We start from the raw sequence: 11,529 nt of genomic DNA, 5'->3' as shown, positions 1-11,529 counted from the left end.
ATGCTTTTCGTCTCCTCTTACTTGTGGTGAATAAGAAGTCTCTTTTAGCATGGGCGTAATTCAGGCTATAGCCTCAAGGAACAATCACCACCGCCAGAGGCGGTGGTTTTGGGATGACAATAAAAATTATCCCGTTCCGCCACGGGTGACAGTGGGGTATCAGATTTTAACGGGCATAGAAAAACTACAAAAATAGCATCTTGCTAGTCGCGACTATTAAAGGAGATAAGCCGATTCGCTATCTCCTTTTTTATTTGTTCCTTATCTATATTTTTAGCATGATTTTTTTAGGGTGGCTTGTATTAGGCATCTTATCCACTTGCTTACCTCCAATCTCTTAATAGCCACTATTTTTAAGCAAACTCCCATGTAAGAAAATAGGCAGTGCGGGGTTAATCTGAGTATTAATTCATTTGCAATTACTCGACCTAGTTAACAGATGAATAACCCTACGTAAGTTTAGCTTTACAGCTAAAAATGAAGAGAAAAACTTATGCATCGCATTAAAATTTATTTCGTTAAATCAATATGATTGATACTTGAAGTTACGCTTTTAGGGAGTAAGATGCGCGCAAATACCTTAAGTGACCTTTTTCGGAACTATCATGTCAGGCATGCCACACTCTCCTATTCATCACGATATCGCTCCAGCGGCGAGTCAGTCTAGTTTACTGTTAATGATTGTCTTTATGGTCGCCTGCGGCCAAATGGCGCAGACGATTTTTGTGCCTGCCCTTCCGCAAATTGCACTCGGGCTCAATGTAGACGCTAGTCAGCTACAAGCAGTGATGGCTTGTTACTTACTCTCCTACGGAATTTTTCAATTTGTATATGGCCCAGTGTCAGACCGCGTTGGCCGTAAAATGCCACTCGTCGTGGGTATCGCAATTTTTATTATAGGTGCAGTGTTTGCGGCTAACGCCACAAGCTTTAACCAACTGATTGTCGCGAGCCTTATTCAAGGACTAGGCACAGCCAGCGCGGGCGCATTGTGCCGAAGTATTCCCCGCGATCATTACTTTGGCGACCGACTGGTGAAATTTAATAGCTATGTATCAATGGCCGTAGTGTTTTTACCTTTACTGGCACCATTTATCGGTAGCGCCAGTGCAGCTTATTTTGGCTGGCAAGCCGTGTACTGGGTGTTAGCAGGATTCGGTGCCGTGGTCTGGCTGTTATTGATATTCGCCTTTAAAGAGTCATTACCTAAGGCGCAGCGGGAACATCAAGCCGTTATCGCATCCTATCGGCATGTCCTGCGCCATAGAGCATTTCGAGCTTACTTGTTTTCTTTGATCGCGACCTTTGCGGGTATTGCGGCGTTTGAAGCCATTGCCGGCGTTCTCTATGGCCAATATCTTGGACTGACGCCCTTCATGGTCAGTTGTTATTTTGTGGCGCCTATTCCAGGCTATTTATTGGGCGCGCTGATTGCAGGTCGACAAAATAAGCCACGAAGAGTTATTTATCAAGGTGTTGCGCTGCTCGGTGCTGGCGCCTTATTCATGTTGATCCCGGGGCTTTTCAATTTAGTCGTCGGTTGGAGTTTACTGGTTGGATCGATTTTATTCTTCAGTGGCGCCGGTATGCTGTTCCCTACCCTGACCTCGGCGGCTTTAGAGCCATTTCCACGTCAAGCAGGAATTGCGGGGGCATTACTGGGAGGATTACAAAATTTTGGTGCCGGACTTGCCGCATTGACTATGTCTTTAGTGCCTATGGGCGGCCAGTTGAGCATAGGTTTATTAAGCGCTGTCATGGTGGTGTTAGTGATTTTGTCTTTGTATTACGCCAGAGATCAAAATGACACTCACCACAATTTGATGCCACAGATTTAATACCCTAAATTTAAGATCCTAGATTTAAAACCATAGATTTAGAACCATAGATTTAATGCCGAAAAATTGAAGTCATAGCATTCTTAGCTTAAGCAACATCTATTGTCGCAATTTAGCAAAAAAGCCCACATTGATGTGGGCTTTTTTAATCGGTAACAAACTGTACTTAAACAGAAATGTTGGCAAATTCGTTGTGTTATAGAACCCAGCGTTACAGAATACGGCGCAGTAAAAAGTCGGCTTTAAGGCGACGAATTCGGGTCATGATCTTCTTCACTGGCGCAGGATAACTCTGCAAGGTATCCACTTGGCTGTAGTGATATAACCGCTGCGTATGCTCAAGAATATGCGTCTGCTCGGCTTCAAACTGGGCTTTCCAGCAGCCAATTTGATCTTGGATCAACAAACCATTCTCAAGATCCAGCGCCCAAGCTCTTGGATTCAGGTTAGAGCCTGTGATCAAATGCTTATTGCCGTCGGCACTGATACCCTTGAGGTGATAACTGTTGATGCCGTGTTTCCACAGGTGGATATTCAGCTGTCCATTATCAATCGCCCACTGTTGGCGTTTAGCAAACTTACGCAATGATTGCTCATACATATAGGGCAAGGCACCTATGGTGGAGAAATCCTGCTCAGGCGGAATATAAAAATCGTTAGCCGTCTTGTCGCCCACAACGATGTCGATGCGTTTGCCATTGCGTAAATGCTTAGCTAAGGCGCGCACTAAAATATACGGCGGATTAAAATAGGGCGTGCAGATAAACAGCGAGTCTTTTGACTCTTCCACCAAGGCGACAACCACTTTATTGAGCAAGTTTTTCTTGCGGCCTAGCCCAAGTAACGGCGTGATGCGATTGCCATCACGGGTTTCCTTAAACTGATATTCAGCGTCAGACAATCTCAGCTTAAAGCTGCGCATGTCCGTCTTAGGCGGCAGTACTTCTTGTTCAGCGTCTTGGGTTAACGAACACACTGCAGGATCAGCAATGATGTTTTTCTGGATCATCGCGCGCATACTGCGGGCTAATTCGGCCGACTCAATCAAGTGATAACGGTCGAAACGGTACTTATCATTTTGTTGTAAATAGATATTATTGAGACTGGCACCGCTATAGATCACCGCATCATCGATAATAAAGCCCTTAAGATGCAGTACGCCCATAAATTCACGGGACTTAACGGGGACACCTAAGATATCGATGGGATGTTCGGCTTCAGCCATCACTCTGCGGTACATCAAATAGTTACCGCTATCGCCTTTATGGCCAATCAAGCCGCGTCTTGCGCGGTGAAAGTCCACTAATACTTTGACATCAAGCGCTGGATTTGCCGCTTTGGCATCCATCAACGCTTGTAATACTTCACGGCCAGCTTCGTCATCTTCTAAATACAGCGCCGCAATATAAATACTGTGCTTGGCGCTCGCGATACGAGCGAGTAATTCTGCCTTGAAACGGCATGGCGTGAGCAACCACGTTAAAGCCTCGGGTTGAACGGCTATTCCACCAAGCTTATCTAGCAAGGCATCCTCCTTTAATCATGCTGACCACCCCGATAGGAAGCACTGGGGTTCAATGATAAAAACATCACAGCAATATGTGTTAACTCTGGATAGGCCTCTGTCACTGCCTGCCTGATCGTTTGTTCTACTTTAAGATGGATATCAGGGTCCTTAGGGAACCAGAGTAACTCAACTTGGACGAAGCGTTGATCAATTTTTCCATTTCGAAAACTGATGCTTGGGATCCAATCTAACGTGAAACTCTCTGCATTACCTTTACATATATCCGCCAATGACTGCAGTAATGTTTGGCTGAACGCTGCAACGACCGCTTGTGGTAAGCCGCGCATACTAATATGTGGCATGGTTTAGTTGTTACCTAAGAACCTAAAATCGTAAGGGGTAGAAATTACCGACTTCACCTCGTCTCGGCAAGACTTTTCTCCCAAAAGCCTCCTTAAACCTCGCGGTTTTGCTGGTAATTTGACCTCACGCGATGTAATCCCGCCGTAGCGCCACTATTTAGCTAAAAATCACATCTTTTAGGCTAGGATTACAACCACATTTAAGGGCTGTTTTTTCGGCACACATATCATGTTAAGGGCAATGTAAAAGTGTGAATATTAACGGTTCTATATTAATCGGACAGTTCCTGAATTAAGTGATGTTTAACGCGACGAGCCCATACCAACCATCGCAGGTTTTACTGAAGATCCGCTAAAATGTCGGCCAAATCACAAAATAATCTTCAAACCTATTTCGTTTACCCCGAACCCAGTGATTTAGCGTAAACTAAAACGCCTATTTGCGATTAAACCAACACGATAAAAGACGAAGACCATGAACAAAAAAATTCTGCTGACGTTAGCGCTGACACTGCTGTTTGCTTGGGGTATTTTCCATTTTAAAGCTCAGTTGGGATTACTGATCCTGCCACTGTTTATCGGACTGGTATTGTTTGTTACCCTACGTTTATATCGCTTGATGGAAAAGGATGACGGCAGCAGTGAGGATTAGCCCCACATTGTATCGAACTTAACCTGCAGGCCCATGATGTTCTTAATAAAAATGGCCAATCGCTAACATGGAAACGTTACTGAAAACCACTCTGTATGCCAGCCTACTCCTAGCGACGAGCCACAATATCGCCCGCGCTGAGCAAATCGACGCTGGAGCGATAGAGACCCAAACCACTTCGCTCAGCCAAGCGGTCAGCAAAATCAGCCCTCGGCACTCGCAAATTGCACTGCTGGCGATGGACATGTCGAGCAATCAAGTGATCTTTAGCCAACAGGCCGAGACGCTGTTTATTCCCGCCAGCACGCAAAAGCTACTCACCGCTGTGAGCGCCATGGCTCAGCTTGGGCCTGATTTTCGTTATGTCACTGAATTATGGACGAACGCACCAATACGCAAGGGCCATATCGCCGGCAGCGCTTATTTACGTTTTAGTGGCGATCCGACGTTCACTCAAGCCGATCTCAAGGCCATTTTTGCCAGTCTCGTGAAACAAGGCATTAATCGCATTGATGGACATCTGTATTTGCTCGGCGATAAACAAGAGCAAATGCAAGCCCCTGGTTGGGTTTGGGATGACTTAGGCATTTGTTTTGCCGCGCCTGTGTCGAGTTACATTATCAATCAGAACTGCGTCTATGGTCAGTTCAACCCCAGCACGGCCAATAAACCATCGCAGGTGAGCCTGCGCACGGGGAGTTATGGGGTAAAAGTCAGCAGCGATGCGGTATTTGATCCCAAGGCGAGTCGTGAATTTTGCCAGCTCGATTTGGTGCGACTAGGCCAAAACAACTATCATCTGCGTGGTTGTTATCCGGGCGGTGAAGCGATTGGACTGGCAATTGCAGTCAGCGATCCGTTCAAATTTGCCCAAGATAACCTCATCTCGCTGCTCAAAGGCGAGATGTCACTGGCGGGTAAAGTTAAGCTCGGCACTAGCTTGCCCAAAAAGGCGAAACTGATTGCCAGCCATAGCTCGGCGCCTCTGCCTGAATTGCTCGATACTATGCTGCTCAAGTCGGATAATTTGATTGCTGATAGCCTGTTTAAACAGCTTGGCAAAAGTTATTTCAATGCCCAAGGTAGCTTTACTAATGGCGCGGCAGCCATGCAGCGGATTTTAACGGAGTTAGGCGTCGATCTGAGTAACGCTAACATTGTCGATGGTTCAGGGCTGTCACGCTATAACTTGCTCAATGCCCAGCAGTTAGCGGCGGTATTGGCACTCATCCATAAGGACAGCCGCTTTAGCCCGTTAATAACCAGTCTGCCGCAAGCAGGAATAAGCGGCACCTTAAGGTATCGCATGGGTTACAACAAGCCGCCGCTGAAACAGCAAATTTTTGCTAAAACAGGCTCGATGCAAGGCGTGTCTAACTTAGCGGGGTTTATCCGTTTGCCTGAGCACAGTGACACCCTGTTTGTGGTGCTTGAGAATGGCATGAGTCCCGAGCTTAAACATCAGCATAAACCATCGTTTAATGCCGAGTTTCTCAAGCAATTGATTTCAGTGCTGCAAGTGCCATCCCCCACCACAGCAGCGCTTAGTACCGCAGCTCACTAGGTCCAAGATTAAATACTGCCAAGTAGAAATAGCATGATATAAAACAAAAAAGCACTGAGTCATCAGTGCTTTTCTCGTTTTTATTTCGTTTTTATTTAAACGAATCCATCACAGCCTTGTTAAAACAACTCTGCAGGCATCGCCATAGTGGTCGCATCACCGGTTCTGACTTGAGCGATATGGTAATCCGCTTTAGGCAGTAACTTATCAAAATAGAACTTAGCTAAATAGGCTTTCTGCTCGGCGAACGCTTTATCTTCATGATCAGCGACTTTATCGACCATAGCCAACCAGTAGAAACCATACAGGGTGTAACCAAAGGCATCTAAGAAGTCGACCGCGCAGGCATTGATAAGCGCAGGTTGAGCGACTTTGTGCTCATTGATCGACTCAGCGACTATGACTAATGCATCTAAACGTGCACATACTGCCGCCACTTTCACCGCATCAACGTGAGTAAATGCACGCATTTGTGCTTTCAAGTCAGCGACAAATTCATTTAATGCAGCAAGATTATCGCCCGTGACTTTACGGCCGAGGAAATCGATGGCTTGAATGCCATTGGTGCCTTCATAAATCTGTGCGATACGGGTGTCACGGACTAATTGCTCAATACCCGTTTCACGAATATAACCATGTCCACCAAAAACTTGCTGCGCCATGATCGTCGCATCAAGACCGCGATCGGTTAAAAAGGCTTTAGCGACCGGCGTTAATAAACCCACATAACGCGCTGCTTTGGCTTTAACTTCATCTTGGGCATATTTGGCCAAATCTAGCTGTTGTCCAGTAAACACAGACAAAGCACGGCCCGCTTCTGTCATCGCTCGAATGGTCAACAACATACGGCGCACATCGCCGTGGACGATAATAGGATCAGATTCACTGCCCGTCGGCGAGCCGCCAGCGGCTACGCCTTGATTACGCTCTTTAGCATAATCGGCTGCCATCTGATACGCCGCCTGAGCACTGCCCAGCCCTTGAATACCAATCGCTAAACGCTCGTAGTTCATCATAGTGAACATGCACACGAGACCGCGATTGGGTTCACCAATCAAGAAACCTTGAGCATTATCAAAGTTCATCACACACGTTGCTGAACCTTTAAGGCCCATCTTGTGCTCGATAGAACCCACAGATACGCCATTCGCATTCGCTAAGCTGCCATCGGTATTTACCGATATTTTAGGCACTAGGAAGAGTGAAATCCCTTTGCTATCCGGTAGCTTGGCAAGCACTAAGTGGATGACGTTTTCAGTTAAATCGTGATCGCCACCCGTGATAAAAATCTTGCTGCCCGTGATGGCATAACTACCATCATCCTGCGGTAAAGCTCGAGTACGAATATTACGCAGATCAGAACCCGCTTGCGGCTCTGTCATATCCATAGCACCCGCCCATTCGCCGGAATATAACTTAGGCAAATAAGCTTGCTTTAAATCTTCACTGCCGTGGGCATTGATACATAAAGCTGCACCCGCAGTTAACGAGCCATAAAGCGTAAACGCATTACAGGCACTGTAAGCCATTTCGTCGACTAAGATCCCCAGCATCTTTGGCATGCCCATGCCACCAAACTCAGGATCGCCACACAAGCCAATCCAACCGCCCTGCGAATACTGTTCATAAACGGCTTTGTAGCCATCAGGAGTAATCACTTGATTATCTTGATGTAACACGCCCTGCTCATCGCCCGTCCGGTTCAGCGGATGGATCAACTCACTGCTGATCTTGGCTGCTTCTTCAAGAATGGCATTGGCCGTGTCGATATCGACCATTTCAGCAATCTCAGGCAATTGTGCCCAAGTGTTTGGGGCATCAAATACCTGTTCCAGTAGGAAACGCATATCCGTTAACGGGGCTTGATAAGGGTTCATTGGTAGACTCTTAAACGTAGGATTAAAACAGTTGTTTTAATTTATACCAGTTCACTGTAGAAAACAATCTCATTACAAATACAGCCGCGAATAATATGGAGGTACGTGAGCAAAGTATAAATTCAACCCATAAAAAAACCCTTAAGCTTGAACTTAAGGGTCTCTATTTTATAAGCTTTACCACAGGATTGTCGCAGCGTTAGCTCACAGGCTTGTGCTTATTACCACATTAAATCATCTGGGATCGCATAATCAGCATAGGGATCATCTTCAACCACCACAGCTTTAGATTCATCCTGTTGCCACAGATAACCACACCACTGCGGCACCAGCAGTTTCACTCGCTCGGCTAACTTATGTGGTACTAAGTAACTCTTATCTTCGTAGCGCACTATGCCTAACTGCCCTTTGAGCAATTCTGCCTGTAGTTTTTCATCTATGTATAAAGAATAGATTTTATTATCAAGGGTATAGTTAAACTTCACTTCGGCATAAGTTGGGATCTTAATCGCAGACTTAGTGAACTCAGTGATTAAACCACGCACCTGCCCACGCTCTGATGCCTCTGCAAAACGTTGCTCATTTAGCGCTTTATCTTTTTCCGCCTGCAGCCGTTTTTGCTCGGCCACTTCTTGCTTAAAAGCACTGGAGCCATCATCAATTCGGGATTTTTTGTCACGGCGTTTTTGGGTCTTAACGTCGCGAACCTTTTGTTTACTGGCAAGCCCTGCTTTGAGTAGCTGCTCTTGTAATGCATTAGCCATGGATCATTACCTACTTAATCTATATAAAATCAAAGTTCTCGATTTTGAATATCAAACATCTAAAACCAAACTACATTTTTGCGGCCAATTCGCCAAGCTCTGTCATCGCAATACTGGCGCCGCCAAGTGACCAACCTCCATCAACTGGCAGCACAACTCCCGTAATATAAGACGCCAATTCGGAGCCTAAGAATAACGCTGCATTGGCGATATCCTGACCTGCGCCGTTGCGTTTTAATGGAACGGATTGGGCAACCTTCTGCTGTAATGCGGCGCTGGGTGCAAGGCGATTAAAGCCTTCAGTGTTTGCTATGGGGCCTGGCATAATCGAATTAATTCTCAGCCCCTCACAGCCCCACTCTAACGCTAAGGTTCGCGTCAGCATATCCACGCCCGCTTTAGCGGCACACACATGTACTTGCATGGGCATAGCAATCGAAGCCTGCGGCGCCGAAATCTGAATAATATTGCCATTGGGGCGACGTAGCAAAGGATAAGCCTGCTTTAGCACTTGAAAACTGCCGAGCAAATCAATGTCCATCACCGACTTAAAACCATTGGCCGAAAGCTTTGCGGCGCTGGCGGGGAAATTCCCCGCCGCGCCGCTGACTAGCACATCGATAAAACCAAACTCAGAAGCGATTTTATCAAAACCGACTTCAAGGGCGCTAAGATCGCGCACATCAAAACTCACACCTAAATGAATACCATCAGGATTGGCCTGCTGCAACTGCAATACCGCGGCATCAACTTTATCTTGGCTGCGACTCGCGACTGCGACATTGGCGCCAGCCTGCGCGAACGCAATTGCAATGGCGAGATTTATCCCACTGGTGCCACCGACAACGACAACATTCTTACCTTGATAGTTAAACATCGTAGCATTAAACATGGGCGTTCTCCGTGAACTGTGAGATATGCACTCAGGGTGTGATTAATTATTTTATGTTGCCATTCAAGATACTATTTCAATTTTTATTAATCATATCAAGGATACCAACGAGCGATTCCAAGCTTTTTTTTTAAACAACGATCAAACCGCGATTGAGACGGCTATTGAAACGTCTATGCCAATGATTGGTGAATCGCTTGCAATGCCGCTAACGGATCGGCGGCTTTGGTGATTGGACGGCCAATCACTAGGTAATCTGAACCCGCTGCAATCGCTTGAGGCGGCGTCATCACCCGGTGTTGATCGCCAGCATCACTACCAACTGGGCGGATCCCCGGCGTCACGAGTTTGAAATCCTGACCTAACAGTGATTTTAACGCTGTTGCTTCTTGGGCTGAACACACCACGCCGTCGAGTCCTGCTTGCTGCGTCAGTTTAGCTAAACGCTGCACATGCTCAAATGCAGGCACATTGATGCCGAGTAATTTAAGATCATCATCACTCATGGAGGTTAATACCGTCACAGCGATTAGCATAGGCGCTTTGTCGCCGTATGGCAGCAAGGCCTTTTTGGCCGCTTCCATCATGGCTAAACCACCACTGGCATGCACGTTCGTCATCCATACACCCAGCTCTGCGGCAGCGGCCACGGCTTTGGCGACAGTATTGGGAATATCGTGAAATTTCAAATCGAGGAACAAATCAAAGCCACGATCATGGATATCTTTCACCAGTTGCGGGCCAAACAGGGTAAACATTTCTTTGCCGACTTTAAGGCGGCACATGTTGGGATCGAGTTTTTCTATCAGTTGTAAAGCGTGGTTTTTGTTATCGTAATCAAGCGCTACGAGGATAGGTTTAGTCGTCATCATCTCTCCAACAGAGTTACACTAACTATAGATATTATCTTATTTACTCGCCGTCTAAGCCTCTGATCCGCTTGATACTGCCCCAGTTTTTACAGGAAGGACAATGCCAGTAAAGTGCATGGGAAGGGAAACCACACTCTTTACAACGGTAGCTTGGACGGAATTTAATTTGTTGCTCAACGAGCTGCTCTAGCATAGTTAAACTTTGCTTGGCTTGCCCTTCCTCTGCTTGACGCAAATGCATTTGCATCAAGTGCTGAAAACCTTTCATGGTCGGATGGCGATATAGGGCATCGAGCACCATGGTCTCTGCCGCTTTAATCTCATCCAGACTTATCATGTGCTGCGCTAAGGCGACAACCACAGAAGCACCCGCGCCATCGGCCATGGCGCCCGCCAGTAACTCTTGGAAGCCTTCTTTGTCTTGTGTGTCGCGATAAACTTGTTTGGCCGTGGGGATTGCATCGGCAAAAAGCTCGATATCGGCTTTTTTCAGTTGCAGCAGCATTTGCTTGCACTGGGCATAATCTTGAATATCGAGGAATTTTTTCGCTAAGGTCAATAACGCTCGGCCGCATTGGGGATCTTGCTTCAGCGCCTGTTGCAGCAGTTTAATCTTCTGTGCATCGTCGCTGGCTTCATCGGCTAACTGGCAATAGAAATGCGCCGTTAACGGCTTTAAGACTTGCTGACGTTTACGACTTAGACGCTTAGTGATATCAATGGCTTTTTGCCACTCTTTAATCACTTGATAGATAGCAATCAGCTGAGTTTCAGATTCTTCGCTGTGATCATCTTGGCTAACCAAGTTGATAAAGATTTCTTCGGCCCTGTCGTAAAAACCCGCGGCCAGATAATCTTTACCCAGCTCCATCATAGCGATGTCGCGCTGCTCATTGGCTAGGTTTGGACGGGCAATTAAATTCTGATGGATACGGATGGAGCGGTCGACCTCGCCTCGCTTACGAAACAGCGAACCGAGTGACAGATGGGTATCTATGGTTTCATCGTCAACATCTAGCATACTGATAAACAAATCAACGGCTTTATCCGATTCGTTCGACAGTAAGAAATTGAGGCCAGTAAAGTAGTCCCGGCTCAATTGTTTACGTTGATTGCTTTGATTCTGCCTTATGCTCCGTCGCCCCATATACCAACCGTAGGCGGCAGCAATGGGAAGCAACAGAAAGAGTATCTCAAGCAT

Annotated in this window: 10 protein-coding genes; 3 read left to right on the top strand and 7 right to left on the bottom strand. The window is 46.5% G+C overall.

The window, feature by feature from the left end; all coding sequences use genetic code 11:
- The first annotated feature begins 605 nt into the window (after window positions 1–605).
- Window positions 606–1,838 carry a multidrug efflux MFS transporter EmrD gene (gene emrD / locus MO387_RS12290; RefSeq protein ID WP_107947614.1) on the top strand — a complete coding sequence of 411 codons (1,233 nt, stop codon included), beginning with the start codon at window positions 606–608 and terminating at the stop codon, window positions 1,836–1,838.
- 211 nt (window positions 1,839–2,049) lie between these two features.
- Here the strand turns inward: emrD and pssA are convergent, their stop codons facing one another.
- Complete coding sequence (gene pssA / locus MO387_RS12285; RefSeq protein WP_107947616.1) at window positions 2,050–3,363, bottom strand: CDP-diacylglycerol--serine O-phosphatidyltransferase; 1,314 nt, start codon at window positions 3,361–3,363, stop codon at window positions 2,050–2,052.
- An 11-nt stretch (window positions 3,364–3,374) separates the two neighbouring features.
- Window positions 3,375–3,707 carry a DUF1904 domain-containing protein gene (locus tag MO387_RS12280; protein WP_006081709.1) on the bottom strand — a complete coding sequence of 111 codons (333 nt, stop codon included), beginning with the start codon at window positions 3,705–3,707 and terminating at the stop codon, window positions 3,375–3,377.
- Between the two features lie 475 nt (window positions 3,708–4,182).
- Between MO387_RS12280 and MO387_RS12275 the strand changes: the two genes are divergently transcribed.
- Together MO387_RS12275 and dacB are read left to right on the top strand one after the other, a co-directional pair.
- Window positions 4,183–4,359, top strand: a complete 177-nt coding sequence (locus MO387_RS12275; RefSeq protein ID WP_006086754.1) for a hypothetical protein — start codon at window positions 4,183–4,185, stop codon at window positions 4,357–4,359.
- Window positions 4,360–4,426: 67 nt separating this feature from the next.
- On the top strand, window positions 4,427–5,923 hold the full coding sequence (dacB, locus tag MO387_RS12270; RefSeq protein WP_107947618.1) for a D-alanyl-D-alanine carboxypeptidase/D-alanyl-D-alanine-endopeptidase: 1,497 nt from the start codon (window positions 4,427–4,429) through the stop codon (window positions 5,921–5,923).
- A gap of 119 nt (window positions 5,924–6,042) precedes the next feature.
- Here dacB and MO387_RS12265 read toward each other — a convergent pair whose 3' ends face one another.
- The 5 genes from MO387_RS12265 to lapB all read right to left on the bottom strand — a co-directional run bounded on the left by MO387_RS12265 (window position 6,043) and on the right by lapB (window position 11,529).
- Window positions 6,043–7,800, bottom strand: coding sequence for an acyl-CoA dehydrogenase family protein (locus tag MO387_RS12265; protein ID WP_107947620.1), 1,758 nt, complete (start codon window positions 7,798–7,800; stop codon window positions 6,043–6,045).
- 221 nt (window positions 7,801–8,021) lie between these two features.
- Window positions 8,022–8,564, bottom strand: coding sequence for a DUF2058 domain-containing protein (locus MO387_RS12260; protein WP_107947622.1), 543 nt, complete (start codon window positions 8,562–8,564; stop codon window positions 8,022–8,024).
- A 70-nt stretch (window positions 8,565–8,634) separates the two neighbouring features.
- Window positions 8,635–9,456, bottom strand: coding sequence for an SDR family oxidoreductase (locus tag MO387_RS12255; RefSeq protein WP_107947624.1), 822 nt, complete (start codon window positions 9,454–9,456; stop codon window positions 8,635–8,637).
- Window positions 9,457–9,629: 173 nt separating this feature from the next.
- Window positions 9,630–10,325, bottom strand: a complete 696-nt coding sequence (pyrF, locus tag MO387_RS12250; RefSeq protein ID WP_011846776.1) for an orotidine-5'-phosphate decarboxylase — start codon at window positions 10,323–10,325, stop codon at window positions 9,630–9,632.
- A 43-nt stretch (window positions 10,326–10,368) separates the two neighbouring features.
- Entirely contained in the window at window positions 10,369–11,529 is a 1,161-nt protein-coding gene (gene lapB, locus MO387_RS12245) for a lipopolysaccharide assembly protein LapB (protein WP_006081716.1), read from the bottom strand.

Origin of the sequence: Shewanella sp. N2AIL (assembly GCF_022690845.1) — a bacterium.
In the GTDB taxonomy this organism is placed as follows: domain Bacteria; phylum Pseudomonadota; class Gammaproteobacteria; order Enterobacterales; family Shewanellaceae; genus Shewanella; species Shewanella baltica.
The sequence above is the reverse complement of the archived record's forward strand: the minus strand, read 5'-3'. Positions and strand labels throughout refer to the sequence as shown.

Coding starts and splice junctions, on each gene's coding strand:
- emrD (WP_107947614.1), top strand. CDS start 606: ATGTCAGGCATGCCACACTCTCCTATTCATCACGATATCGCTCCAGCG.
- pyrF (WP_011846776.1), bottom strand. CDS start 10,325: ATGACGACTAAACCTATCCTCGTAGCGCTTGATTACGATAACAAAAAC.
- MO387_RS12265 (WP_107947620.1), bottom strand. CDS start 7,800: ATGAACCCTTATCAAGCCCCGTTAACGGATATGCGTTTCCTACTGGAA.
- MO387_RS12275 (WP_006086754.1), top strand. CDS start 4,183: ATGAACAAAAAAATTCTGCTGACGTTAGCGCTGACACTGCTGTTTGCT.
- MO387_RS12280 (WP_006081709.1), bottom strand. CDS start 3,707: ATGCCACATATTAGTATGCGCGGCTTACCACAAGCGGTCGTTGCAGCG.
- MO387_RS12260 (WP_107947622.1), bottom strand. CDS start 8,564: ATGGCTAATGCATTACAAGAGCAGCTACTCAAAGCAGGGCTTGCCAGT.
- dacB (WP_107947618.1), top strand. CDS start 4,427: ATGGAAACGTTACTGAAAACCACTCTGTATGCCAGCCTACTCCTAGCG.
- MO387_RS12255 (WP_107947624.1), bottom strand. CDS start 9,456: ATGTTTAATGCTACGATGTTTAACTATCAAGGTAAGAATGTTGTCGTT.
- lapB (WP_006081716.1), bottom strand. CDS start 11,529: ATGCTTGAGATACTCTTTCTGTTGCTTCCCATTGCTGCCGCCTACGGT.